At 68.3% G+C, this 23,595-nt stretch carries 24 protein-coding genes and 1 tRNA gene; 14 read left to right on the top strand and 11 right to left on the bottom strand.

Annotated features, from left to right (window positions below):
- Positions 1–54: 54 nt before the first annotated feature.
- Both ACIBH2_RS16560 and ACIBH2_RS16555 read left to right on the top strand, forming a co-directional pair.
- Positions 55–924 (top strand): haloalkane dehalogenase, encoded by an 870-nt coding sequence (locus tag ACIBH2_RS16560; protein WP_397118197.1) that lies wholly within the window; start codon positions 55–57, stop codon positions 922–924.
- Complete coding sequence (locus ACIBH2_RS16555; RefSeq protein ID WP_397118195.1) at positions 917–1,771, top strand: deoxyribonuclease IV; 855 nt, start codon at positions 917–919, stop codon at positions 1,769–1,771. The genes ACIBH2_RS16560 and ACIBH2_RS16555 overlap by 8 nt, the downstream gene beginning before the upstream one ends.
- On the opposite strand, the gene ACIBH2_RS16550 is transcribed toward ACIBH2_RS16555, so the two are convergent.
- On the bottom strand, positions 1,755–1,946 hold the full coding sequence (locus ACIBH2_RS16550; RefSeq protein WP_397118193.1) for a hypothetical protein: 192 nt from the start codon (positions 1,944–1,946) through the stop codon (positions 1,755–1,757). The genes ACIBH2_RS16555 and ACIBH2_RS16550 overlap by 17 nt on opposite strands.
- A gap of 57 nt (positions 1,947–2,003) precedes the next feature.
- Positions 2,004–2,672 (bottom strand): DUF3558 family protein, encoded by a 669-nt coding sequence (locus ACIBH2_RS16545; RefSeq protein ID WP_397118191.1) that lies wholly within the window; start codon positions 2,670–2,672, stop codon positions 2,004–2,006.
- Between the two features lie 131 nt (positions 2,673–2,803).
- Here ACIBH2_RS16545 and ACIBH2_RS16540 point away from each other — a divergent pair, with 131 nt between their 5' ends.
- Positions 2,804–3,385, top strand: a complete 582-nt coding sequence (locus ACIBH2_RS16540; protein WP_397118189.1) for a TetR/AcrR family transcriptional regulator — start codon at positions 2,804–2,806, stop codon at positions 3,383–3,385.
- 46 nt (positions 3,386–3,431) lie between these two features.
- Here the strand turns inward: ACIBH2_RS16540 and ACIBH2_RS16535 are convergent, their stop codons facing one another.
- Positions 3,432–3,827, bottom strand: a complete 396-nt coding sequence (locus ACIBH2_RS16535) for a nuclear transport factor 2 family protein (protein ID WP_397118187.1) — start codon at positions 3,825–3,827, stop codon at positions 3,432–3,434.
- 125 nt (positions 3,828–3,952) lie between these two features.
- Between ACIBH2_RS16535 and ACIBH2_RS16530 the strand changes: the two genes are divergently transcribed.
- Positions 3,953–4,573, top strand: coding sequence for a TetR/AcrR family transcriptional regulator (locus ACIBH2_RS16530; RefSeq protein ID WP_397118185.1), 621 nt, complete (start codon positions 3,953–3,955; stop codon positions 4,571–4,573).
- A gap of 3 nt (positions 4,574–4,576) precedes the next feature.
- Here the strand turns inward: ACIBH2_RS16530 and ACIBH2_RS16525 are convergent, their stop codons facing one another.
- Entirely contained in the window at positions 4,577–4,939 is a 363-nt protein-coding gene (locus ACIBH2_RS16525; RefSeq protein WP_397118183.1) for an ArsR/SmtB family transcription factor, read from the bottom strand.
- A 95-nt stretch (positions 4,940–5,034) separates the two neighbouring features.
- Here ACIBH2_RS16525 and ACIBH2_RS16520 point away from each other — a divergent pair, with 95 nt between their 5' ends.
- On the top strand, positions 5,035–7,005 hold the full coding sequence (locus ACIBH2_RS16520; protein WP_397118181.1) for a heavy metal translocating P-type ATPase: 1,971 nt from the start codon (positions 5,035–5,037) through the stop codon (positions 7,003–7,005).
- Between the two features lie 5 nt (positions 7,006–7,010).
- On the opposite strand, the gene ACIBH2_RS16515 is transcribed toward ACIBH2_RS16520, so the two are convergent.
- Positions 7,011–9,812 (bottom strand): ATP-binding protein, encoded by a 2,802-nt coding sequence (locus ACIBH2_RS16515; protein ID WP_397118179.1) that lies wholly within the window; start codon positions 9,810–9,812, stop codon positions 7,011–7,013.
- 90 nt (positions 9,813–9,902) lie between these two features.
- Here ACIBH2_RS16515 and ACIBH2_RS16510 point away from each other — a divergent pair, with 90 nt between their 5' ends.
- From ACIBH2_RS16510 to ACIBH2_RS16500, 3 genes are all read left to right on the top strand, one after another.
- Positions 9,903–11,045, top strand: coding sequence for an epoxide hydrolase family protein (locus ACIBH2_RS16510; RefSeq protein ID WP_397118177.1), 1,143 nt, complete (start codon positions 9,903–9,905; stop codon positions 11,043–11,045).
- A 174-nt stretch (positions 11,046–11,219) separates the two neighbouring features.
- Positions 11,220–11,287, top strand: a tRNA-OTHER gene (locus ACIBH2_RS16505).
- An 85-nt stretch (positions 11,288–11,372) separates the two neighbouring features.
- Entirely contained in the window at positions 11,373–12,983 is a 1,611-nt protein-coding gene (locus ACIBH2_RS16500; RefSeq protein ID WP_397118175.1) for a TROVE domain-containing protein, read from the top strand.
- A 65-nt stretch (positions 12,984–13,048) separates the two neighbouring features.
- Here ACIBH2_RS16500 and ACIBH2_RS16495 read toward each other — a convergent pair whose 3' ends face one another.
- Positions 13,049–13,333 carry a hypothetical protein gene (locus tag ACIBH2_RS16495; protein ID WP_397118173.1) on the bottom strand — a complete coding sequence of 95 codons (285 nt, stop codon included), beginning with the start codon at positions 13,331–13,333 and terminating at the stop codon, positions 13,049–13,051.
- Complete coding sequence (gene mca, locus ACIBH2_RS16490; protein WP_397120793.1) at positions 13,330–14,208, bottom strand: mycothiol conjugate amidase Mca; 879 nt, start codon at positions 14,206–14,208, stop codon at positions 13,330–13,332. The genes ACIBH2_RS16495 and mca overlap by 4 nt, the downstream gene beginning before the upstream one ends.
- A gap of 155 nt (positions 14,209–14,363) precedes the next feature.
- Between mca and ACIBH2_RS16485 the strand changes: the two genes are divergently transcribed.
- Together ACIBH2_RS16485 and greA are read left to right on the top strand one after the other, a co-directional pair.
- Positions 14,364–14,783 (top strand): DUF4307 domain-containing protein, encoded by a 420-nt coding sequence (locus ACIBH2_RS16485; protein WP_397118170.1) that lies wholly within the window; start codon positions 14,364–14,366, stop codon positions 14,781–14,783.
- A 244-nt stretch (positions 14,784–15,027) separates the two neighbouring features.
- Positions 15,028–15,522 carry a transcription elongation factor GreA gene (gene greA / locus ACIBH2_RS16480; RefSeq protein WP_397118168.1) on the top strand — a complete coding sequence of 165 codons (495 nt, stop codon included), beginning with the start codon at positions 15,028–15,030 and terminating at the stop codon, positions 15,520–15,522.
- A gap of 245 nt (positions 15,523–15,767) precedes the next feature.
- Here greA and ACIBH2_RS16475 read toward each other — a convergent pair whose 3' ends face one another.
- Positions 15,768–16,913 carry a cystathionine gamma-synthase gene (locus ACIBH2_RS16475; RefSeq protein WP_397118166.1) on the bottom strand — a complete coding sequence of 382 codons (1,146 nt, stop codon included), beginning with the start codon at positions 16,911–16,913 and terminating at the stop codon, positions 15,768–15,770.
- Between the two features lie 172 nt (positions 16,914–17,085).
- Between ACIBH2_RS16475 and ACIBH2_RS16470 the strand changes: the two genes are divergently transcribed.
- The 3 genes from ACIBH2_RS16470 to ACIBH2_RS16460 all read left to right on the top strand — a co-directional run bounded on the left by ACIBH2_RS16470 (position 17,086) and on the right by ACIBH2_RS16460 (position 19,154).
- Positions 17,086–17,490 (top strand): ankyrin repeat domain-containing protein, encoded by a 405-nt coding sequence (locus ACIBH2_RS16470; protein ID WP_397118163.1) that lies wholly within the window; start codon positions 17,086–17,088, stop codon positions 17,488–17,490.
- A 44-nt stretch (positions 17,491–17,534) separates the two neighbouring features.
- Positions 17,535–18,710 carry an acyl-CoA dehydrogenase family protein gene (locus ACIBH2_RS16465; protein ID WP_397118161.1) on the top strand — a complete coding sequence of 392 codons (1,176 nt, stop codon included), beginning with the start codon at positions 17,535–17,537 and terminating at the stop codon, positions 18,708–18,710.
- A 114-nt stretch (positions 18,711–18,824) separates the two neighbouring features.
- Positions 18,825–19,154: a DUF6401 family natural product biosynthesis protein gene (locus ACIBH2_RS16460; protein WP_397118158.1), complete on the top strand. Its 330-nt coding sequence runs from the start codon at positions 18,825–18,827 to the stop codon at positions 19,152–19,154.
- 80 nt (positions 19,155–19,234) lie between these two features.
- Here the strand turns inward: ACIBH2_RS16460 and ACIBH2_RS16455 are convergent, their stop codons facing one another.
- The 3 genes from ACIBH2_RS16455 to ACIBH2_RS16445 all read right to left on the bottom strand — a co-directional run bounded on the left by ACIBH2_RS16455 (position 19,235) and on the right by ACIBH2_RS16445 (position 22,601).
- A complete protein-coding gene (locus ACIBH2_RS16455; protein WP_397118156.1) occupies positions 19,235–20,284 on the bottom strand; it encodes a hypothetical protein in 1,050 nt (349 codons plus the stop codon).
- A 159-nt stretch (positions 20,285–20,443) separates the two neighbouring features.
- Positions 20,444–21,076 carry a transglycosylase SLT domain-containing protein gene (locus ACIBH2_RS16450; RefSeq protein WP_397118154.1) on the bottom strand — a complete coding sequence of 211 codons (633 nt, stop codon included), beginning with the start codon at positions 21,074–21,076 and terminating at the stop codon, positions 20,444–20,446.
- 661 nt (positions 21,077–21,737) lie between these two features.
- The gene (locus tag ACIBH2_RS16445) at positions 21,738–22,601 is read right to left on the bottom strand and encodes a polysaccharide deacetylase family protein (protein ID WP_397118151.1); all 864 of its coding nucleotides are present in this window, start codon (positions 22,599–22,601) and stop codon (positions 21,738–21,740) included.
- Positions 22,602–22,687: 86 nt separating this feature from the next.
- Here ACIBH2_RS16445 and ACIBH2_RS16440 point away from each other — a divergent pair, with 86 nt between their 5' ends.
- Positions 22,688–23,590: a LysR family transcriptional regulator gene (locus tag ACIBH2_RS16440; RefSeq protein WP_397118149.1), complete on the top strand. Its 903-nt coding sequence runs from the start codon at positions 22,688–22,690 to the stop codon at positions 23,588–23,590.
- Positions 23,591–23,595: the final 5 nt, after the last annotated feature.

Here is a 23,595-nt window from a genome sequence, read left to right as displayed (position 1 = left end):
TTGGTTGACAGGTCATGCAATTGATCGCCACCTCGATGCTTCGAAAGGTGTGCCATGCCGATCGTCGACACGCTCGACTCGACCATGAACTACCGCGAACAGGGCGAAGGGGCGCCGATCGTCTTCCTGCACGGGAATCCGACCTCCTCGTATATCTGGCGCAAGGTGATGGGGTTCGGGCGACTGCCGGGGAGGCTGTTGGCGCCCGATCTCATTGGGATGGGTGAGTCGGGCAAGCCCGATATCGACTACACCTATGCCGATCAGATCCGCTACCTCGATGCCTGGTTCGACGCGCTCGGCGTGGAGGACGCGGTGCTGGTGGGCCACGACTGGGGCGGGACGCTGGCCTTCGACTGGGCGTCGCGCCATCCGGAGCGGGTGCGTGGGATCGCGTTCACCGAGGCGATCGTGAAGCCGCTCGAGTGGGAGGAACTGCCGCCGCCCGCGCGCGAGCTGTTCCACGCCATCAAGACCCCGGGCGTCGGCGAGGAGATGGTCCTCGACCAGAACGCCTTCCTCGACCCCGGCGTGCCCGCGACGGTGGTCGGCGGCCTGAGCGCGGAGGATATGGCCACCTACCTCGCGCCGTACCCGACCCCGGCCAGCCGGGTGCCGATCCTCCAGTGGGCGCGGGCCAATCCGCTCGGCGGCGAACCCGCCGACGTGGCCGAGCGGATCGCCGGGCTCGACGCCTGGCTGGCCGCCAGCCACGAGCTGCCCAAACTGCTGCTCACCTTCGAGCCCGGGCCCGGCACCACCATGGGGCCGGAGCTCATCCAATGGTGCGTGGACACCATTGCCGCCTTGGAGGTCGACAAGCTCGGGCTGGCGGGCCATCAGACTCCGGAGGACCAGCCCGAGGCGATCGCCGAATCCCTCGCCGGGTGGCTGACCCGGCACGAATTACTCGATCGTGGCTGAGCGGTCCCGAATCGGCTCGCATGTGGCGGTGTCGGGCGGTCTGGTCAAGGTGGGGCTGCGCGAGGCGAGGGAGGTGGGCGCCGAGATAGTGCAACTGTTCGCGGGCAATCCGCGCGGCTGGGCGCAGTCGAGTGGAAATGCCCGGGAAGACATGGCCTTTCGCGAGGCCTGCGGCGAACTGGATATCGATGTCGTCGTGCACGCGCCGCATCTGCTCAATTTCGGCTCACCCGATCCGGAGACGGTGCGACGGTCGGCGGAGGCGCTCGGCGGCATTCTGCGTCGCGCCGAATCCCTCGGAGCCACAGCGGTTGTCGTGCACACCGGCTCGTCGGTCCGCGCGGACCTGCGCGCCAGCGCGCTCGCCGGACTGCACGATACGATCGCCCCGCTCGTCGATGCCGCGCCAGCCACGGTCAGGGTGCTGGTCGAGCCGACCGCGGGCGGGGGTGCGGCACTGGCCTCGACCATCGACAGCACCCTCGAATACCTCGACGCGCTCGACGACGCGCGCGTCGGGGTCTGTCTGGACACCTGCCATCTGCACGCCGCGGGCGAGGATCTCAGCGATCCCGATCGCCTCCCGAAATCGATTGCCGCGCTGACCGATTCGATTGGCACCGAGCGACTCGGCCTGATTCATGTGAACGACAGCCGCGATCCGGCCGGTTCCCGACGGGACCGGCACGAATCCCTCGGCAAGGGGACGATCGGGGAGGTCGGCCTCTCCAAGCTGTTCTCGATACCCCAACTGCGCGGCGTACCGCTGCTGGTGGAGACGCCGACCCACCGCGAGGATGTCGCCGTGCTCGCGCGGCTGCGCGACGCGGCTACGCGGACTGGCTGACCAGGCACCACAGCCCGATGACGGGGTTCAGGTCGCACCAGCCACCGGCGACCTGCTCGGTCGTCACCGGGGTGGCCGCTTCCAGCGGAAGCGGTTCGGCCACGGCGGCTCCGCCGCCGACCAGAGTGGCGGCGGCGACCAGGCCGCCGATGAAGACTGCGCGCAGTGCGGGCATCGATTTTCCTCCATTGTTCATCCGGAATCCGTTGTCCCGGAGGCTGTTGCGCCCGATTCAGGGCAGTGAGTTGAACAGTCGGGCACCGACCCGGTTGGCGTCCTGGCAGGGGTTGCCCACGTCGGTCTGGACGCGGATATTGCGGACCGCGAAGACGATGCTGCCGAAGTCGGCGGGGGTGCCGATATCGCAGGACAGCTTGTGAGTGTCGGCGACGTTGCGGAACTGCACCAGCTGGCGGCCGTAGAACTCGGTCCTGCGCAGGTCGTAGTACGTCCCGGGGGCGAGCAGGTCGTCGATGGTGCGGTCCGACGACGCGATCACGAGTTCGAAGGTGGCATCGGTGGATTGCCACTTGCACATCTGCCAGGTGGGAAACGCGGCGTCGGTCAGACGCGTTTCGGTGGCGGTGTTCAAACCCGCGGCGGAGAGGTCGGAATCGGGGAGCGTGCAGGGGTCCCAGAAGGCGCCCGCCGACGCCGAGGTCGTGGCGACCGGGCTCGCGGGGGTGCCGGGCGCGGTGGTCGCGGACTCGGCCCGCGTGGGTTCCGTTGTGGCCGAGCCGCCGTCACCGCGGGCCGTGGTGGTCGCCACCTCGGTGCCCGGCACCGAGGTGGCCGCACTCGGCGTCGGCGAGGTGTCCCCGGAGTTGGCGGCACAGCCGGTGAGCAGCATCGCCGCCCCCGCCACGGCCACGAGACAGCGCTCGATCACCCTGCTGGTCATCTCGGATTTCCTTACTGTCGGGCCTTTTCGCCACTGCGACAAGCACATTCATCACCTGCCCCGCATAGTGAGCGGCGGCCCATAGTCGCATATTTGACCGATCGGTCGCAATAGCCCTACGATCGCGAAATATGGCGCGCACCAAGGAATTCGACCCCGACGAGGTGTTGGGCCGCGCACTGGAGCTGTTCTGGCGGCGCGGCTACGAGGCGACCTCCATCGCGGATCTGACCGAGCACCTCGGCATTGCCCGGGCCTGCATCTACTCGACCTTCGGCTGCAAGCACGAACTGTTCATGAAGGCGCTGCAACGCCACCTGGAACTCGTCGACGCGCGGATCATGGCGGCCCTGGCACGACCGGGCCCGGCGCTGCCCGCGGTGCGCGGTTTGATCGACCAGTTCGTGAACGAATCCTGCACCGAGGGCAGGCTTTTGGGCTGCCTGGTCACCAATGCCGCCGTCGAACTGGCCGCCCACGATCCCGATGTAGCTCGCCTGGTCGAATCCAGTTGGGCGCGCACCGAAACCGCCCTGACCTCGACCCTCACCCGCGCGCACGCCCAGGGCGAACTCCGCCCCGACGCCGACCCGCGCGCCCTCGCCCGCTTCCTCCTGGTCTTCTTCCAGGGGGTCTGGGTGCTCGAACGCACCCCGAACGCCGCCACCCGCCTGCGGGACGCGGGACGGGTGGCGGCCTCGATCCTGGACTGAACCGCCCGTATCGAGAACGATCGGTCGGATTCAGTCGCTCAGGGGCTCAGGCCATCTCGGCAGGCGCGGCGAGCGCGGCCTGCATGGCCACTCCGTCTACGTAGGAATGCTTTTCGCGCACCGCGCCGTTCTCGACGAAGACCACATCGGCGAGGTCCACATCGACCTTGCCGCCGGTGGCCGAGGTGCCCGACAGCCGCCACTGCACCACCCAGAAGTCCTCGCCGACCCGAAGATTGACCATGTGGAAGGTCAAATCCGGGACCAAGGCGAAGGTTTGGGCGGCGGAGGCGCGAATCTCGTCGCGCCCGCGCGCGGGCTCACTGCCGGAGTGCAGGTGGAATATCGAGTCGGGGGTGTGCAATTCGACAATGCGGTCGGGGTCGTGATCGGCCCAGCAGGCGTGGTAGCGCTCGAAGAGTTCTCTGGTGGAATCGGACATATCGCCGTCCTTCTAAAATACAAACAGGATGACTGTATGTTCCGCCTCCCCACCCTCGCCGGTCAAGAGTCGAAGGGCCTTGCGTCGCGGCCGAATTCGGTGCTGCCCTACACTGCGACGACGCCATGAACGCTGACCGCCGCACCCAAGCCGAACGCTCGGCCACCACCCGCGCCGCGGTGATCCGGGCCGCGCGAGAACTGTTCGGCCAGTACGGATACGGCGCGGTGAGCACGGTGGCGGTCGCCGAGGCGGCCGGTGTCAGCCGCGGCGCCCTCTACCACCAGTTCAGCGAGAAGCGCGACCTCTTCGAAGCGGTCTTCGAGGACCTCGAACGCAGCCTGGTCCAGGTAATAGGCACGGCCGTCGCCAATTCCCGCTCCGCCGACCCGATCACCAACCTGATCGTGGGCTGCCTCGCCTGGCTACAGGCCTCCACCGCCCCGGAGGTTCAGCGCATCGCCCTCCTCGACGCCCCCGCCGTCCTCGGCTGGAAACTGTGGCGCGAGATCGAGTTGCGGCACACCATCGGCCTGGTGGAGAACGCCCTGACCGGCGCCATCGCGGCGAAACGCATTCGCCCCCAACCGGTCCGCCCGCTGGCGTTGGTCATTGTCGGCGCACTGGACGAGGCCGCGCAGTATCTCGCCCACTCCGACAATGTGGCGGCCGATACCGCGGCGCTGCGCTCGGTCATCGAACAGCTGATCTCCGGCCTGGCGATCCCCGAGGCGGGCGAGGGTTAGCGCTCAGACCGCCGATTCCGGGCGGTCGGCGAGGCCGAGGCGGAGGTGTTCGCTGTGGTAGATGGCCTCGTCGAGGAGTTGGGCGACGTGGGTGTCGTAGAGGCTGTAGATGATGCTGCGGCCGGAGCGGGTGCCGGTTACCAGGCCGAGGTTGCGCAGTAGGCGGAGTTGGTGGGAGACGGCCGACTGCTCCATGCCGACGGCTTCGGCGAGTTCGGTGACCGGTAGGGGGCCTTGGCGCAGCTCGGTGAGGATGAGCAGCCTGCTGGGGGTGGCCAGGGCCTGGAGGGTGTTGGCGACGTGAGCGGCGGCGTCGGGGTCCAGGCGCGCGACGGGGCGGTCGCGGCCCTCGACTCCATGTCCCATACCCCCGGAGCCTACTCCGCCGAGGATACATGAAGACGTCTTCATATTTTCTGTTATCGTTGCCCGGGTTCGCAGGCAGTCCTCCGGAGGTGACCGTGGTCGTATCGACCCGCAACACGATTCGCACGACACCGCCCGGTCCGGCGGTGCGGCGCACCAGACCGTTCGATCTACCCGAGATACGGTGGGCCGCAGTAGCTCTCGCGTTGTTCGCGCTCGGGCTGATCACACAGCTGGCCGGTGCGCCGGAGTGGAGTTGGTGGGCGCTGTACCTGGCCTGTTACGCGGCGGGCGGGTGGGAACCCGGCCTGGCCGGACTACAGGCGTTGCGGGACAAGACACTCGATGTGGATCTGCTCATGGTCGTCGCGGCGCTCGGCGCGGCGGCGATCGGGCAGATCACCGATGGCGCGCTGCTGATCGTCATCTTCGCGACCTCGGGAGCGTTGGAAGCGTGGGCGACCGCGCGCACCGAGGATTCGGTGCGCGGACTGCTGGACCTGGCACCCGAGACCGCCACCCGCGTCACCGCCGACGGTGCCGAGCGGGTCGTTCCGGCGGCCGAACTGGAGGTCGGCGATGTGCTGGCGGTGCGGCCCGGCGAGCGAATTCCCGCCGATGCCACGGTGATCGGCGGCGGCAGCGAGGTCGACCAGGCCACCATCACCGGGGAGCAGTTGCCGGTCGACAAGAACATCGGCGACGAGGTGTTCGCCGGAACCCTCAACGGCACCGGGGCGCTGCGGCTGCGGGTGGACCGCCGCGCCGCCGACTCGGTGGTCGCCCGCATCGCCGCGCTGGTCGAGCAGGCCAGCCAGACCAAGGCCCGCACCCAGCTGTTCATCGAGAAGATCGAACAGCGCTATTCGCTCGGAATGGTGGCGGTCACCCTCGCGGTCTTCGTCATTCCGCTGCTGGCCGGTGACACGCTCCGGCGAGCCCTGTTGCGGGCGATGACCTTCATGATCGTGGCCTCCCCGTGCGCGGTGGTGCTGGCAACCATGCCCCCGCTGCTGGCCGCCATCGCCACGGCCGGTCGCCACGGCGTCCTCGTCAAATCCGCGGTCGTCATGGAGCAGTTGGGCACGGTCACGCGAATCGCGTTCGACAAGACCGGCACCCTCACCCGCGGCACTCCCGAGGTCGCCGATATCCGCGCTCTCGACCCGCGTTTCGACGCCGACGCGGTGCTCCGGTTGGCCGCCGCCGCCGAACTTCCCAGCGAGCATCCCCTCGCCACCGCCATCGTGAAAGCCGCACGCGCACGCGATCTCGCCCTGCCCTCGGCCGAGGAGTTCACCGCACGCCCCGGCCACGGCGTCGCCGCGCTCGTCGACGGCAGCCGCGTCGGCGTCGGATCCCCGGCCGCACTGCTCGCGGGCACCGAATCGGAGGTGGCGCGCACGGTGGCCCGGATACCGGAGGCGGGCTATACGGCGGTGGTCGTGACCCGCGACGACCAGCCCATCGGCGTCTTGGCCCTCAGCGATCAGATCCGCGCGGAGGCCGCCGACGCGGTCGCCGCGGCACGGCACGTGACCGGTCACGGCCCCGTGCTGTTGACCGGCGACAACCGCGCCACCGCCGAACGCCTTGCCGCACAGGTCGATATCACCGATATCCGCGCCGGTCTGCTCCCCGACGCCAAGGCCGACACCGTGCGCGCGCTCCAGTCCGACGGCGGGGTCGCCATGGTGGGCGACGGCATCAACGACGCACCCGCTCTCGCCGTCGCCCAGGTGGGCATCGCCATGGGCGGTGCCGGATCCGACCTCACGCTGCACACCGCCGACGCGGTGGTGGTGCGCGACGACCTGACCACCATCCCGACCGTCATCGCGCTCTCGCGCCGGGCCCGGCGCGTGGTCATGGCCAATCTCGCCATTGCCGCCACCTTCATCGGCGTCCTGGTCGTCTGGGATCTGGTGGGCACCTTGCCCTTACCGCTCGGTGTGGCTGGCCACGAGGGCTCGACCATCATCGTGGGGCTCAATGGCCTACGCCTACTGCGCACGGCCGCCTGGCACCGCGCCGCCTCCTCGGTGACGTCCGCGCCGCGCGCCTGAGCGGGTCAGTCGGACAGCAACCCGTGCCGGTGTGCCGCCGCGGCGGCCTCGGTACGCGAGGCGACCCCGAGTTTGGTGAGAATGCGCGATACGTGCACACCGGCGGTGTTGGCGCTGATGAACAGTCGCTCGGCAATGCGGCGATTGGTCGAACCCGCTGCGACGAGCCGCAATACGTCGAGTTCGCGCGGAGTGAGACCGAACGAGGGCGGCGGTGGCGCGCTCGGTGCGGTGTCGAGGGTGAGGCGGGCGCGGGCGGCGAGGCGGCGCGCCGACTCTACCAGGGTGGTCGCGCCGAGCGTCGCGGCGACGGCGGCGGCCTGCCGCAGCGCGGACCGGCCCGCATCGCGGTCGCCCTGCGCGAGTTCGGCTTCCGCCGCACCGAGCAGACTCTCCGCCTCCTGATAGGGCTGGCGCAGGGCGCTCCACCGCTGGACGGCGTCGGCCCAGTCGGACGAATTGTCGGTCAGTCCAGCGGTATACGACGATCGATACGCGGCGGCGACGGGCGTCGGACAGGGCAGCCGCGTGGCGATATCGGCGAGAAGCGTTGACAGGCCGGGGATTCGCACGCCGAGCGCGAGCAGCGCCCAGGCTTCGCGCGGATGCCGAGCGATGCTCTCGGCGGCCACGGTCTCGGCCAGGATGGCGGCCGCGTCGTCCACCGCATCCGCCGCGAGGGCGAGGCGGCCACGCGCACCGCCCAATTCGAGGTGGTATTGCCCGGCCCACGGGCTGTCGCGCAGTAGTTCACCGGCCGCGTCCACATCCGCGCGCGCCGCATCCAGATGGCCACGCGCCATGGCGATTTCGGCGCGGTTCAGCCGCAGGACGGCGGCGCTGAGCGGTGCGAGCGGTTCGGCCAGTGTTTCCTCGACCAGATCGAGGGCCTCGTCCCAGCGGCCCAACGCGTTCAGGGCCTGTACCCATTTCACCGTCAGCACCGGACCGTGCTCGGCGAATCGGAATGTCTCGTGAGCGGCCCGAAGTCCCTGCTGAATGGCGCCGATCGCCTCGGGGTAGGCACCGGTCGACACCAGGAGGGCGGACTCCCACGCCACCACGTCCAGAAGTGTGCGCGGATCATCTGCCGCCGCGTGCGCGGATGCGAAATGCCTTACGGCCGCGGCGGGATCGGTGGCAGCGAGTCCCAGATAGGCATGCGCCCGTGCCACGAGCGAGGGCACCGCGAGCGCTTCGCCGACCGCCAGCGCCGATTCCGCGTAGCGTGCGGAATCCTCCGGCTGTCCGGCGAACAACAAGGTTCCGGCCAGCTCCACCTGCGCCTCCGCCCGCAATGGGGTGGGCGGCTCGGCGGGCAGCAACTCCAGCGCCCGCACCAGATCGTCGCGACCGCCCTGGCCGTCGCGATTGCGCAGTGTCGCACGGTGACAATGCAATCGGGCGGCCCATCGCGGGTCGGCCGAGGCGTCCACCGCCGCGATGGCCTCCTCCGCCGCCGCGACACCGCCGTCCCCGGCGGCTCCGCGAATACAGCTGTCCACCACCGCCTCGAGCACATCCAGGCGTTCGACCGCCAGCGCTTCGGCGGCTTCCGGCACCTTGTCCCACAGGTCGAGCACCCGCTTCAGATGCCGCAGCCGCTCCGACTGCGCCCCGGCCCGTTCCGCGCTGGTGGCCGCGTCCCAGGAGGCCGCCACGGCGAGACCGAGTTCGCCTCCGGCTCGGGCGTGTTCGGCGAGCTCGGCGCTGTAGCGTTCCGCCGCAAGGAGATTCGGCGTCGCTCGCAGCAATGTCGCGAGCCGGGCGTGCAGGCGGCGCTGTTCGACGGGCAGCAGATCCGCGTAGAGCGCTTGCTTCAACAGCACGTGGTGGAAGTCGTAGCCGGTATCCGCCGCGACCAACAGGCGCTGGTCGATCAGCTCGCGCAGCGCCGAATTCAGTTCGCGCTCCGGCAGTTCCGTCGCGGCCTCCAAGAGCTCATGACCGACGGGCGACCCGGCGACAGCGGCGATCCGCAACGCGGTCAGGGCACTCTCGCTCAACCCCGACCGGAAGGCCAGCAGCAATTCGCTCACCTGTGCGGGAGTGTCTTCCGGCGACGAACACAGCGCCGCGACGAACAGCGGGTTGCCCGCGCTGCGTGCGAAAACCCGTGCCACCAGCGCTCTTTCGGGTTCACGCCCGAGCAGCGCCGCGAGCTGTCGCCCCACTTCGTGTTGGCTCAGCGGGCCGGGCGTCAATGTCCGCACCCCGGGGTTGCGCGCCACCTCGGCGAGCAGCCGCCGCAGGGCGGGCGCACCCGGGCGATAGGTGGCGACCAGCAGCACCTCGTGCGCGACCAGATTCGCGGCCAGGAAGGCCAGCAGCTCCCGGCTGGAATCATCGGCCCAGTGCAGATCCTCGAGGATCAGCACCACCGGCTGGGCGGCCGTCGAACTCTCCAGCAGGGTGAGGATCTCGCCGAACAATCGGAGGCGGTCGAATTCTCCTGTCTCCGAATCACTCCCGTCGGCCAGCTCCGGCAGCCACCGCGCCAGCACGGGACGCGCCGGAAGCAGCTCCGCCAGCCGCCGCGCTCCCAGTCGCCGCAGGAGACCGCGCATGATCGCGATGAACGGCGCGAACGGCACCCCGTCGTTCCCGAATTCCGGGCACCGGCCGAGCAGCACCACCGTCGTCGCGGGCAGCCGACCGGTGAACTCGGCGAGCAGCCGGGACTTCCCGATCCCGGCCTCCCCCGACACCAGCACCGTGTGCACCACCGCGTCCCGCTGCGCGTCCAGCAGTCCGGACAGCTCCGCGCCACGCCCCACGAAAGCGCTGCTGACCGGAAGATTCACCACGCACCCGATCATGCCGTAACGAGCGCGAGCCGCCGAAATAACGAATATTCGTGATTCGCCGACCCCCTCGTTACCCGAACCATGAATGTCATGACGAACACCGAGATCCGCCCCTTCCGCATCGACATCCCGCAGGCCGACCTCGACGATCTGCGTGAGCGCCTGATCCGCACCCGCTGGATCGACGAGGTACCCGGTGTCGGCTGGGAGCGGGGCGCGCCCACCTCCTACCTGAAGGAGCTCGCCGCGTACTGGGCCGACAAGTTCGATTGGCGCGCGGCCGAATCCGAACTCAACGCCCACCCGCAGTTCACCACCGTCATCGACGGCCAGCACATCCACTTCCTGCACGTGCGCTCCGACCGCGCCGACGCCATCCCGCTGCTGCTCATTCACGGCTGGCCCAGCTCGGTCGTGGACTTCCTCGACCTCATCGGCCCGCTCACCGCTCCCGACGCGCAGGCCCCGGCCTTCCATCTGGTCATTCCGTCGCTGCCGGGCCACGGGTTCTCCGGTCCGCTCACCGAGACCGGTTGGAACGACGGCCGGATGGCGGCGGCGTTGGCCGAGCTCATGGCCCGCCTCGGCTACGAGCGGTTCGGCGTACAGGGCGGCGACCACGGCGCGTTCATCGGTCCGCGCATCGGCCGCGACTTCCCGGACCGTGTGCTCGGCGTGCACGCCAATGCCCTGGTCACGTTTCCGACCGGCGATCCGGCCGATATGGCCGCGCTGACCGAGGCCGAGCGGCAGCGCCTGGCCGCCATGAAGAAGTTCCAGGACGACGGTTCGGCGTACATGAACCTCAACGGCTCGCGGCCCAACACCATCGCGCAGCTGCTGGCCGATTCACCCGTCGGGCAGCTCGGCTGGATCGTCGAGAAGTTCAAGGAGTGGACCGACCAGTCGCACGAGCTGCCGGATCAGGCGGTGGACCGCGACCGCCTGCTCACCATCGTGAGCATCTACTGGCTCACCGACACCGCCCGCAGCGTGGCCAACTGCTACTACGAACGCTTCCACGACGCGGCGTCCTTCGCCCCCAAGCCGCGCGGCACCGTCCCCACCGGCGTGGCGGTGTTCAAGGACGGCGACTACGCCATTCGCCGCTTCGCCGAGAAGGCGCACACCATCACGCACTGGTCGGAGTTCTACCGAGGCGGCCACTTTCCAGCCCTCGAGGTGCCCGAACTGCTGATCGACGACATTCGCGCCTTCTTCGCGAGCCTGTAGCCGCTCGATAATTCGGATGCGCCGACCCGATCGCCTCGGTACTGTCTCACCCCGCGCCCCGGGTGCGCCGGTACCAGGCACTTCGGGCGTCCAAATTTCACCCCCTTCTCGGAAGCGTCGCGAAAAATAAGATGCGCCAAAGAGATTCGAGAAGCTAGGGTTTGTCTCGCGTCCGGTGCGCAGGCAGCGGTTACTTCGACTCCTAATCGGCAGGTCGCGGGTTCGATTCCCGCCCGGGTCCAACTCATGGGCCCGGTAGCTCAGCGGTAGAGCAGCTTGTACCGTCGCCGACTTCGATCTCGGACGCTCATACAGTGGGGAAGTTTCATGTCCAAGTTCAACAGCGCGCGTGCGCGCGGCATGGCCGCGACCTCGCCCATCCGTTCCGAGCAGCTGCCGTCCGGCCGCACCCACGAGGGTGCCCCCGGATACGCGCGCCCGGCACAGAGCGAACTTTTCCTGCTGGCCGTCGCGAATATGGTGGGCGAGAACACTTTCTACGAATCCGGCGAGACCCGCGACGCCCGCTACGCGGCGCTGATCCGCGAAACCACCGCCGCCGAGCCCGAGTGGACCGCGCGTTTCCTGCGCTGGCTGCGCACCGAGGCGAATATGCGGTCGGCCGCACTCGTCGGCGCCGCGGAATTCGCCAAGGCCCGGCTGGACGCCGCGCTTCCCGGAATGTCGCGCCAGGTCATCGATTCCGTGCTCCAGCGCGCCGACGAGCCCGGCGAGTTCCTCGCCTACTGGTACGCCGCCTACGGTCGCGCCCTGCCCAAGCCGGTCAAGCGCGGTGTCGCCGACGCGGTGCGCCGCCTCTACGACGAGCGGGCGCTGGCCAAGTGGGACGGCGCGGGCCGCGACTTCCGCTTCGGTGACGTGATCGAACTGGTACACCCCACCCCCATGGCCGAGAAGCCTTGGCAGGGTGCGCTTTTCGAGCACGCCATCGACCGGCGGCACCATCGTGAGAAGGCGATCCCGGAGGCGCTGCGAACGCTGCGCGCCCGGGAGCGGCTGTTGGCCACCCCGGTCACGCAGCGCCGCGCCCTCTTCGACGATGCCGAGCGGGCGCGGGACACCCTGCGCGCGGCCGGAATGACCTGGGAGTCGGTGGCCGGTTGGCTCCAGAAGCCGATGGACGCCGCCGTCTGGGAGGCCCTCATTCCCTCCATGGGTTACATGACAAGCCTTCGTAACCTGCGGAATTGGGACAAGGCCGGTGTGTGCGATCAGGTCGCCGCGACCGTGGCCGCGCGCCTGGCGGATCCGGAGCAGGTGGCCCGTTCGCGGCAGCTGCCCATGCGGTTCCTGTCGGCGTATCGCGCCGCGCCCTCGCTGCGCTGGGGCCATGCCCTGGAGCAGGCTCTCGAGCATTCGCTGGCGAATGTTCCCGCCCTGCCGGGGCGCACGTTGGTGCTGGTCGACACCTCCGGGTCCATGGATTCGGGGTTCTCCGGCGACGGCACGCTGCGGCGCTGGGATGCCGCCGCGATCTTCGGTATCGCCCTGGCGGGCCGGTGCGAGCGGGCCGATATCGTCTCGTTCTCGGAGGCCACCCGGTGGATGGGTCGGACCTACCCGGCCAGCCTGGTCTTTCCGCTGCGCGCGCACGAACCCGTGCTGCGCGCACTGGACCGCTGGAAGTCCGAGGACTACTTCATCGGCGCGGGCACCGATACCGCGGGCGCGGTGCGACGGCATTTCGCCCGGCACGACCGCGTGGTCATCATCACCGATGAGCAGGCCACCGGCGGGGATGTCGGTGCGGCGCTGCCGAAGTCGACGCCGCTGTACACGTGGAATCTGGCGGGTTACCGCCACGGCCACGCGCCCAGCGGCGGACCTTACCGGCACGCCTTCGGCGGACTGACCGACGCGGCCTTCACGATGATTCCGCTCATCGAGGCGGGCACGCGCGCGGATTGGCCGTTCTGACAACGCCATTCACGTATCGAGCCCGTTCCGAACAGTTCGGAACGGGCTCGATAGGTCTCGAAGCGCTAAGTGCCCGAGGAAGTTCCGTTCTTGGGCTGCTCGGATTCCCGCTCCAGCGGCTCCGGCTCGACCACACCGGGATCGGTGCCCTCGTCCGCGGCCTGATCCGGTTCCGGATGCTCCGGGGAGAAGGTGGCGGGCAGCTTCTTGATGTGCTTGTTCATATTCCAGATGAGCAGCACCGTGCCCACCAACAGCAGCAGCACGATGATCAGGCCCAGCGGGGACGCCTTGCCGAACTCGGGACCCGTGGGGGTTCCGGTGGGCTGGGCGAGCAGGGTGATGATCATCGGATGGTTTCCTCGTCGGCTTCCTGAATGCCCGCGAACAGGTCGGTCTCCGGAATGGCGGTGCGGACCCGGGTCTGCGCCAACTCGAATTCCTCGGTCGGCCACAGCCGCTGCTGCATCTCGGTGGGAATGGCGAAGAACGCGCCATTGGGGTCGATCTGGGTGGCGTGCGCGCGCAGGGCGTCGTCACGCTGCGGGAAGTACTTGGCGCACTCCACTTGGGTGGTCACCCGGGACATGACGTCGCCGCGCTCGGCCGCGTAACCGCGCATGCGGTCCATCCACTCCTGCATGGGGAACGGCTCGCCGAGACGCTCGTACTCCTCGGCGAAGATCTCGAGCCGGGCCAGGCTGAAGCCGTGGTTGTAGTAGAGCTTGAGTGGGGTCCACGGCGCTCCGGCATTCGGGAAACGCTCCGGGTCGCCCGCCGCCTCGAAGGCCGCGACGGAGACCTTGTGGCACATGATGTGATCCGGGTGCGGGTAGCCGCCCATTTCGTCGTAGGTGGTGATGACATGCGGCTTGAACTCGCGCACCACCCGCACCAGCGCCTCGGTGGCCTCCTCCAGGGGCACCAGCGCGAAGCAGCCCTCGGGCAGCGGCGGCAGCGGATCGCCCTCCGGCAGACCGGAATCGGTGAAGCCGAGCCAGGTCTGCTCGACCCCGAGCGCCTTGGCGGCCTCGGCCATCTCCTCGCGGCGCACATCCGTGATGCGGTCGAGAATGCCGGGGATGTTCATGGCGGGATTGAGAATGTCGCCGCGTTCGCCGCCGGTCAGCGTGACGACGAGGACGTCGTTGCCCTCGGCGGCGTAGCGCGCGGTGGTCGCCGCGCCCTTGCTGGACTCGTCGTCGGGATGGGCGTGCACCGCCATGAGGCGAAGTCCACTCACTTCTCGTTCACCTCACCGATCACAGTCTTCACCTCAATGCTCTCCGCCGGGCAGTCCAGGCAGGGGGTGTCAGATCTTCATTCCCTATAGTTCCATCCGATTGTTATTTGTTCCGACCTACCCCCCGGGAGCGCGCAGTGGTGACCCAGAGACCGGCCGACCGGTACGGAACCGCTCCGCGCGCCAGCCGCCGTCCGCTGCTCTACCTGGTGGGGGCGATTGTCGTGATTGCCGGTTTGGTCGTCGCCTACCTGGGGTATCGCCAATACGGCCCGAAGGACATCGAGCCGGAGCGCATCGGCTACAACGTGGTGAGCGATTCCGAGGTCACCGTGGATTTCAAACTCACCCGGAAGGATCCCGAGCAGCCGGTCGTTTGCTACGTCCGGGCTCTGGATCCCGACAATCACGAAGTGGGCCGCCGCGAGATCCTGATTCCCGGATCGGACGAAGAGACCGTGCGCGTGAATACCGTCATCCGCACCAGCGGCCGCGCGGGCGCGGCCAATATCTACGGCTGTAGCGAGAACGTGCCCGCATACCTGCGAGCTGGCTGAAAAGTCCGATACTCGACCCGCTTTGACGCTTCTACCTGCGTATTTGTGAATCGTGCTAAAATGGTTCGACACACGGTTCCGGACCTCGGAGCCGTGTTTGCTGCATTGGCGGCCAGCGGTATCGGGTACCTCCCCCAGGATCGCTCCAGCCGTCCACTGTCGCTGTGCCCGCAGCAAGGCGGTTGCCGCGACGGGTATCAGGGAATCCCGGCATGCCGGGAACAACTACTAGGGAGTGATCGAGATGACTGAGACGAACGTGACCTGGCTGACCCCGGAGTCGCACGAGAGGCTCAAGGGCGAACTCGACGCGCTCATCGCCAACCGTCCGGTCATCGCGGCCGAAATCAACGAGCGTCGCGAAGAAGGCGATCTCAAGGAGAACGGCGGCTACCACGCCGCGCGTGAAGAGCAGGGTCAGCAGGAAGCGCGCATTCGCCAGCTGCAGGAGCTGCTCAACAACGCCAAGGTCGGCATCGCGCCGACCAAGTCCGGCGTCGCGCTTCCCGGTTCGGTCGTCAAGGTCTACTACGACGGTGACGAGAACGACACCGAAACGTTCCTGATCGCCACCCGCGAGGAGGGCCTGGGTCGCGCCGACCTGGAGACCTACTCCCCCGCCTCCCCGCTCGGCGGCGCGCTCATCGACGCGAAGGTCGGCGACACCCGCGAGTACACGCTGCCCAACGGCAAGACCATGAAGGTCACCCTGGTCAGCGCCGAGCCCTACCACAGCTAGTCCGAACACTTCGGGCTTCGCGGCCCCCGGTCCTACCGGACCGGGGGCCGCGGTGCTGAGTGGGTAGGAACGCCGCCCCCAGCCGGATGGGATGTCGTCACGTCGCGGGCGCGGGATGGGCTGATCCGTAGGAGGTGCGGGTCGGGTCGTTGTCGCGGGCGCGGGTGGCTTCGTTTGTCGGCGGGTTGAAAAGCGAACGGCCGCATCGGATTTGTCCGATGCGGCCGTTCGCTTTTATTGGCAGGTTATGCCAGGGCCTGTTCGATGTCGGCCAGGAGGTCGCTGACGTCTTCGATGCCCACCGAGAGGCGGACGAGGTCGGCGGGGACCTCGAGGGCGGAGCCCGCGGTGGAGGCGTGGGTCATCGCGCCCGGGTGCTCGATGAGCGATTCCACGCCGCCGAGGGATTCGGCGAGGGTGAAGATCTTGGTGCGGGCGCAGAAGTCGAGGGCCGCCTCCTTGCCGCCGTGCAGGCGGACCGAGATCATGCCGCCGAAGCGGCGCATCTGCTTCTGGGCGGTGGTGTGGCCCGGGTGTTCGGGCAGGCCCGGGTAGATGACCTGGGCGATCTTCGGGTGATTGCCGAGGAATTCGGCCAGGGTCTCGGCATTGTCGCAGTGCCGGTCCATGCGCAGGGCCAGGGTCTTGATGCCGCGCAGGGTGAGGAAGGCGTCGGTGGGGCCGGGGACCGCGCCCGCGCCGTTCTGCAGGAAGGCGAACTTGGCGTCGAGTTCCTGGTCGTCGGTGATGAGCGCACCGCCGACCACGTCCGAATGACCGCCGATGTACTTGGTGGTCGAGTGGATGACGATATCCGCGCCGAGCAGCAGCGGCTGCTGCAGGTACGGCGAGGCGAAGGTGTTGTCCACCACCAGCTTCGCGCCGCCGCGATGCGCGACATCGGCGATGGCGGCGATATCGCCGATATTGAGCAGCGGGTTGGTGGGGGTCTCGATCCAGACCAGCTTGGTGTTCGGGCGCATGGCCGCGGCCACCTCGTCGGCGTCGGTCACCGCGGCCACCGAGTACTCGATACCCCACTGCGTGAAGACCTTGTCGATCAGCCGGAAGGTGCCGCCGTAGGCGTCGTTCGGGATCACCAGGTGATCGCCGGGGCGCAGGATGGCGCGCAGCGCGCAGTCGGTGGCGGCCATACCCGAGGCGAAGGCCCGGCCGTAGCTGCCCGACTCCAGCGCGGCGAGATTGGCCTCGAGCGCCGTGCGGGTCGGGTTGCCGGTGCGCGCGTACTCGTAGCCGCCGCGCATACCGCCCACACCGTCCTGGGCGAAGGTCGAACTCGCGTAGATGGGCACGTTCACCGCACCGGTCTGGGGGTCGGGATCGAACCCGGCGTGCACGGCCCGTGTGGAGAAACCCAGCTGATCGCTCATGGGGCCGAGTCTATGGGGCGGCGCGGGTCGCCATGAATTCGCGGTGGGCCATCTCACCGATGGGCGAAATCCCACCGTCGGCGGGAATACGACAGCCGTTGCCGCGCAACGGTTACCCGACGGCGCGGTCGATCCGCCGCCCGGCCCGATGCGGCGTGGTAGTACTGGGAAAATGAGCGCTGAGAACGCCGACAAGCCCGACGACGACGTCATCGAGCTGGCCACCCGGATCTTCGATATGGCCCGCAAGGGCGATGCCGCCTCGCTGGCCGCCTACCTCGACGCGGGCGTCCCCATCGACCTCACCAACGCGCGTGGCGACGGCCTGCTCATGCTCGCGGCCTACCACGGCCACCGCGACGCCACCAAGGTCCTGCTCGACCGCGGCGCGGACCCCAACAAGGCCAACGACGACGGGCAGACCCCGCTCGCGGGCGCGGTCTTCAAGGCCGAACCCGATATCGTGCGCGACCTCCTGGCCGCGGGCGCGGACCCCGACGGCGGCAGCCCCTCGGCGCGCGAGGCGGCGGAGATGTTCGGCCAGACGGGCATGCTGAAGCTCTTCGACGCCCGCTGACCGACCGCTCCCGAACCGGCGACCCCGCGTCGTAGGGTGGGCGCATGGTCACCGTAGACGAGCTCTTCGCCATCGAATCGCTGCTCTCCGAGGAGGAGAAGGAGATTCGCAGTACCGTGCGCGCCTTCGCGGCGGAGCGGTTGCGGCCGCACGTGGCGGACTGGTTCGAGGAGGGGACCTTCCCCGCCCGAGAGATCGCGCCGGAGCTCGGCAAGCTCGGACTGTTGGGCATGCACCTGGAGGGATACGGCTGCGCGGGGACCTCGGGCACCGCCTACGGGCTCGCCTGCATGGAGCTCGAGGCCGTGGATTCCGGTGTGCGGAGCATGGTTTCGGTGCAGGGCTCGCTGGCCATGACCGCCATTCACAAGTACGGGTCGGAGGAGCAGAAGCAGCGGTGGCTGCCGGGTATGGCGGCCGGACAGCTCATCGGATGCTTCGGCCTGACCGAACCGGACTTCGGCTCCAATCCCGGCGGGATGCGCACGCGGGCGCGCCGCGACGGCGACGACTGGATTCTCGACGGATCCAAGATGTGGATCACCAACGGGTCCGTCGCCGATGTCGCGATCGTCTGGGCGCAGACCGCCGAGGGTGAGCGCACCGTGGTGCGCGGCTTCGTAGTGCCCACGGACACACCGGGTTTCAGCGCCCGGGAAATGCACCGCAAACTGTCGCTGCGGGCCTCCATCACCGCGGAGCTGTCACTCGACGGGGTGCGACTGCCCGCCGACGCCATGCTGCCGCAAGCGCGCGGACTGGCCGGACCGCTGGGCTGCCTGAGCGAGGCGCGATTCGGGATCATCTTCGGCGCACTCGGCGCGGGCCGCGATTGCCTCACCGCCGCAATCGATTACGCGCGCACGCGAGAGGTGTTCGACAAACCCCTCGCCGCGTACCAGCTCACCCAGGCCAAACTGGCGGATATGGCGGTGCAGCTGGGCACCGGACAGCTGCTCGCGCTGCACCTCGGCCGTCTCAAGGACCGCCACGAGATCCGCGCGGAGCAGATCAGCGCGGGCAAGCTCAACAGCACCCGCGTCGCCCTCGCCATCGCCCGCGAATGCCGGACCATCCTGGGCGCCAACGGCATAACGCTCGAGTACCCGGTGCTGCGGCACGCCAACAACCTGGAGTCCGTGCTCACCTACGAGGGCACCGCGGAGGTGCATCAACTGGTCCTCGGCGAAGCGCTCACCGGAGCCAAGGCCTTCCGCTGAGAATCCCGGCGAATACCACAGATTCACCGGTTTGCGCCGACACCGGCATTCGACGCGCCGAGGGTGCGCGGAAACTCACACTTTCGAATGCCCGGCAATTGCTAGCATGAGCGGGTGTTTTTGCTCAGCTCCGCGTTGCTCGAGGTGTCGGCGCGCAAGACTCTGAAACGCCTGCACGGCACACACGGAGTTCCGGCCCGAGCGGCCGCCTCGGAATTCCCCGCCCTGTCGGCCCTGGTGGACCAGCATGCCGCCGCCGTTCGGGACATTCTCGAAATGGGCGTGGAGAATTCGCGGGCGGTGGCCCCCACGGTGCTGCTGGCGGGATATGCCCGCGGGCTCCTGGGCGATGGCCTCGCACCTGCCACGCCGCTCGATTGGCGTGGAGCGGACTGGCTGCACCTGCGCTTGGCGGCGGTGTGCCAGCTGGCGAAGATGGCTTGAACGGTCGCCCGGCAGTACGGGCGCGAAAGCGGGCGCACACCCGAGGGTGTGCGCCCGCTTTCGCGTTCAGTCGAAACCTCTCAGCGGTGGTCCGGGTCCCAGCCCGGCCCCATGCCGCGGCCGGGTTCACCTTGCCCCCGCGAACCACCGGGGCCCATCGACCCGCCCGAGCCGGACTGGCCCGGTGCACCCGGGTGGCCGGGCTCCTGCGGGTGGCCGTACTGCCCGCCGCCACGCTGTGCGCCGCCGAAGCCCTCGGAGCGCGAACCCTGTTGTGCGCCACCATATCCCGGTTGTGAACCGTAGCCGGACGGGGACCCGGCGGATACGGGCTGGTCGGCCCACTTTCCGGGCGGGTTGTTGGATCCGGCCATGGCCCCCTGACGGGTGGCCTCGCGCTGCCGGGCGGCATCCTCGCGGCCGCGCTGGTACGCCTGCGCGTGACCCTTGAGTTCGGGCATCTCGCTCTCGATGGTGTTGAGCCAGCGGTCCCAGCGGTCCTGCATGGGACGGACCAGGCCACCGCCGAAGCCGATGACCAGCACACCGCCGATGGTGGCGAGCACGGTGATGAGAATGGGCATGGTGACCGAGGTGCCCACGCCGATCTGGTTGAGCGCGGCGATGATGCCGATACCCCAGATGAAGACGGCGGCCACGCGGCCGAGCATGCGACCGTACTCCAGGCCGCTGAGCATATTCGCGACCATATCCTTGACCGCCGTGGCGATCGCGCCCGCGATGCAGACGATGACGATGGCCACGAAGGCCCTCGGCAGCCACGCCACGATGCCGTTGAGCATATCGCTGACCGGATTCGGGCCGAAGACGCCGAAGCCGAGCTGCAGCGTGATCAGCAGGATGGCGTAGTAGGCCAGTTTGGCCAGAATCTGGGTGGCGTCATAGCTGCTGTTGGCCAGCATGGACTTGATGCCGCCGCGCTCCACGAGCCGGTCGAAACCGATTCGATGCAGAATGCCCGTCACCAATTTGGCGACGAGCTTGGCGACGATCCAGCCGACGACGAGCACGACCAGAAAACCGATGAGCTTGGGTACGAAAGTGGCTACCGAACTCCAGGCGTCCGAAAGCCCTTTCTGGATATCGATAGCCAAAATGGAGGTGTGCATGAAACCCCGTCCCTTCGCTATCTGTTCCAGCCGGGTGCCAGAACTTAGCTCCATGGGCGGTTATACCCTCGCGCGAACACCCGAACCGGCCGTTTGCGCAAAAGTTGCGGAAACTTGCCAATTCGGGTGTTCGGACCAGCGCGAGACCCAGCGCTCGAATCAGTACGCGCTGTTGACGTTGTCCATCGAGCCGTACCGGGCCGCGGCGTAGTTGCAGGCGGCGACGATATTGGCGACCGGATCCCAGACGTCGAACGGCGTACCCGGCACGTGGTAGGCCGCGAAGGTCGGATCGATCACCTGGAGCAGGCCCTTGGACGGGATGCCCATGGCCGCGTTGGAGTCGTACAGGTTGATGGCCTGCGGGTTGCCGCTCGACTCGCGCAGGATATTGCGCATGATGCCGTCGTAGCTGCCCGGAATGCCGTGGGCGTGCATGATGTCCAGCGCCTGGCGGATCCAACCGTCGAGGTTGTTCTCGTACACCGGGGCGGGAGCGGGCGCGGGCTCGGGAGCCGGGGCCGGAAGTTCGGGGGCGGGCATCGGCGCGGGGGCCGGAGCGGCGAGCTGCTCGACGGCGGGAGCGGCCGGTGCGGCGGGAGCCGCGGTATCGGCGAGGGTCTCGGCCAGGGAGACCTTCTGGACCTCGCCGGGGGTGGCATTGCCACCGGCGGTGGCGATGGCGCCGAAGACGCCGACCGCGAGCACGGCGGCTCCGGCGGTACGGGTGGCGGCGACCACCTTGCTACGTTTATGAGGGCAGCGCAGATTGCTCAGGGTTCTGTTGGGCATGGCGAAGTTGGATTCCTATTCGGTCTCGGCCGTCGCTGGGCCTGGAGACAGCGCGAAGGGGCTGCGAACGCCGGGTGGCGCTCGCTGACGCGCTATCGGTTTTGTGCGGGAGCTGCTGTCGAACCCGTTACGGGCGAAGAGGATTCACATCCTTAGCAGCGCGCGAGGACGTACTCAGTACGTGGCGGCCGTGGTGCCTCCCGGCACCGGCGTCATGTTGATGTTCCGCATATGCGTTGACAACTCCTCGCGCCAATCAGACTTGCGGTCTGTTTCTGACAAGGTCACAGCCTGATTGCGTTACTTGAACACTGCCTGAACCACAGTTGAACAACAGGTGAACCACACTCTTGCAATTCTCGCTCACCTGCTCGAATTCCAGCCCTGACCTGGTCATTCTGTTCCAAACTGAAAGTGATGCAGCTCACTTAGAAAGTTATCGCATCGCACTGGTCAATGGCCCGAATAGCCCGTTTCTCGGCGTGTCGCGCTCATTTATCTAACGGTTAGAGCCGCTTCACATCACGATGGCGGCCCCCGAAAGCGCCGCTGTATCGGCCTGGTAACGGCCCGTTCGCACGGAGAAGGCCGTGTCCCTCGTGGAACACGGCCTGATGCCTCTAGGGCCGCACGGCCCCGTTGTCGATCGACTCCGCCGAAGTCAGCGCACCGTCCGGTAACGGTCCGCGATCTCGTCGCTGGTGGTGAGCCAGATATCGGGCTGGGCCGCGAGGAACTCGAGAGCCTGGTCGAGGTACTTCGCGCGGAAGGCCTGGCCGGTGACGAACGGGTGCAGGGCGATGGCCATGACGCGGCTGCTGCCGTCCTGGGCATCGGCGAGCAACTGCTCGTACTGGTCCTTGATGATCCGCACGAATTCCGGGCCGGGGGTGCCCTTGGCGAAGATGCCGAGATCGTTGAGCTCCACGGTGTACGGAACCGACAGCAGCCCAGGCACATTCAGCGCGTAGGGCTGATCGTCATTGGTCCAGTCGAGCACATACTCACCACCCAGATCGGCGAAAAGCCGTGGGGTGTCGAAGGTTTCGGTCAGGCCGGGGCCCATCCACCCGCGCGGGCGCCGCCCGGTCGCCGCGGCGATGGTGTCGACGATGGCGGTGAGGTACTCGCGCTCCTCCTCGACGGTCATGCCCGCGGTGATCTCGGAGTTGGTCTTACCGTGCGCGAGCCAGGCCCAATCGCGCTCCAACCCCGCCTTGACGATCTGCGGATTGTGTTCCACCACATCGGAATTCAGCAGGGCGCTGGCGCGAATGCCGTGCCGGTCCAGGCTCTCGATGATGCGCCACACGCCGACGCGCGGGCCGTAGTCGCGCCAACCGTAGTTGAGTGCGTCGGGCACCAGGTCGATGGTGCCGGGCCAGATACTGGTCGACGGGCGGTCGATGCGGAAGTGTTCGATATTGAGCCCGACGTAGAAGGCGACCTTCTTGTTCTCGGGCCAGGTGAAGGCCGGTCGTTCGGTGATCGGGCTGTAGTCGAAGAGGGTGTTCTCGATAGGCACGCCTCGAGTGTCGGCAGCGCGGCCGCGCCGAACAATGCCGACCTTCTCTACGATCGGTGCGCGAGATTCACCGATGAGGGAACTGTATGGAGCGCCACGAGATCGAAACCTTCCTGACGCTGGCGGAGGAGTTGCATTTCCGGCGCACCGCGGAACGGCTCGGGCTGGCGCAGGGACGAGTCAGCCAGACCATCAAGAAATTGGAGCGCCGCATCGGGGTGCCGCTGTTCGAGCGCACCAGCCGCCGGGTGAGCCTCACCCCCACCGGTCGGCAGCTGCGGGACGATCTCGCGCCCGCGTACCAGGCCATGCGGGAGGCCGTGTCGCGCGCCGTCGCGGTCGGCAAGGGCGTCACCGGGACCTTGCGGGTCGGATTCTCCTCGCAGTGGGTGCACGATCTGGTGCTGGAGGCGGCCGACAAGTTCGAGAGCCGCTATCCCGACTGCGCGGTGCGCGCGCAGGAGGTGCAGATCCGCGATCCGCACGGTCCGCTGCGCGCGGGGGTGCTCGACCTCCAGGTGACCGAGTTCCCGGTCGACGAGCCGGACCTGGTGGCCGGTCCGGCCCTGTTCACCGAGCCCCGCGCCCTCATCGTCCCCGCGAAACACCCTCTGGCGGCACGGGATTCGCTGTCGGTGGAGGATCAGTCCACGCTGCCCATGGTGATCGTGGCGGGCGATATCCCGGGGTACTGGATGCACCACATCTTCCCCACCCGGACCCCCGGCGGACGGCCCATCACCCACGGCGACTCCGTCGTGTACTGGCAGGAGGTGCTCTCGCTCGTCGCCAAGGGGCGCGGGGCCACACCGGCCTCCCTGCGCGCCGCGCGGTATCACTCCCGCCCCGGCATCGCCTTCGTGCCGTTCCGCGATGCCGAACCCATCGAGTACGGCCTCATCTGGCGCTGCGACGGCTACACCGGGCGGGTGCGCGCCTTCGTCGAGACCCTCTGCGAACTCGCGGGCGTCGAACCGCCGCGGCCCTGACGTTC

The sequence above is a fragment of the Nocardia sp. NPDC050406 genome, assembly GCF_044459025.1.
Taxonomy (GTDB): domain Bacteria; phylum Actinomycetota; class Actinomycetes; order Mycobacteriales; family Mycobacteriaceae; genus Nocardia.
The sequence above is the reverse complement of the archived record's forward strand: the minus strand, read 5'-3'. Positions and strand labels throughout refer to the sequence as shown.

Coding starts and splice junctions, on each gene's coding strand:
- ACIBH2_RS16560 (WP_397118197.1), top strand. CDS start 55: ATGCCGATCGTCGACACGCTCGACTCGACCATGAACTACCGCGAACAG.
- ACIBH2_RS16550 (WP_397118193.1), bottom strand. CDS start 1,946: ATGCCCGCACTGCGCGCAGTCTTCATCGGCGGCCTGGTCGCCGCCGCC.
- ACIBH2_RS16545 (WP_397118191.1), bottom strand. CDS start 2,672: ATGACCAGCAGGGTGATCGAGCGCTGTCTCGTGGCCGTGGCGGGGGCG.
- ACIBH2_RS16540 (WP_397118189.1), top strand. CDS start 2,804: ATGGCGCGCACCAAGGAATTCGACCCCGACGAGGTGTTGGGCCGCGCA.
- ACIBH2_RS16535 (WP_397118187.1), bottom strand. CDS start 3,827: ATGTCCGATTCCACCAGAGAACTCTTCGAGCGCTACCACGCCTGCTGG.
- ACIBH2_RS16530 (WP_397118185.1), top strand. CDS start 3,953: ATGAACGCTGACCGCCGCACCCAAGCCGAACGCTCGGCCACCACCCGC.
- ACIBH2_RS16525 (WP_397118183.1), bottom strand. CDS start 4,939: ATGGGACATGGAGTCGAGGGCCGCGACCGCCCCGTCGCGCGCCTGGAC.
- ACIBH2_RS16510 (WP_397118177.1), top strand. CDS start 9,903: ATGACGAACACCGAGATCCGCCCCTTCCGCATCGACATCCCGCAGGCC.
- ACIBH2_RS16500 (WP_397118175.1), top strand. CDS start 11,373: ATGTCCAAGTTCAACAGCGCGCGTGCGCGCGGCATGGCCGCGACCTCG.
- ACIBH2_RS16495 (WP_397118173.1), bottom strand. CDS start 13,333: ATGATCATCACCCTGCTCGCCCAGCCCACCGGAACCCCCACGGGTCCC.
- mca (WP_397120793.1), bottom strand. CDS start 14,208: ATGGCGGTGCACGCCCATCCCGACGACGAGTCCAGCAAGGGCGCGGCG.
- greA (WP_397118168.1), top strand. CDS start 15,028: ATGACTGAGACGAACGTGACCTGGCTGACCCCGGAGTCGCACGAGAGG.
- ACIBH2_RS16475 (WP_397118166.1), bottom strand. CDS start 16,913: ATGAGCGATCAGCTGGGTTTCTCCACACGGGCCGTGCACGCCGGGTTC.
- ACIBH2_RS16470 (WP_397118163.1), top strand. CDS start 17,086: ATGAGCGCTGAGAACGCCGACAAGCCCGACGACGACGTCATCGAGCTG.
- ACIBH2_RS16465 (WP_397118161.1), top strand. CDS start 17,535: ATGGTCACCGTAGACGAGCTCTTCGCCATCGAATCGCTGCTCTCCGAG.
- ACIBH2_RS16455 (WP_397118156.1), bottom strand. CDS start 20,284: ATGCACACCTCCATTTTGGCTATCGATATCCAGAAAGGGCTTTCGGAC.
- ACIBH2_RS16450 (WP_397118154.1), bottom strand. CDS start 21,076: ATGCCCAACAGAACCCTGAGCAATCTGCGCTGCCCTCATAAACGTAGC.
- ACIBH2_RS16440 (WP_397118149.1), top strand. CDS start 22,688: ATGGAGCGCCACGAGATCGAAACCTTCCTGACGCTGGCGGAGGAGTTG.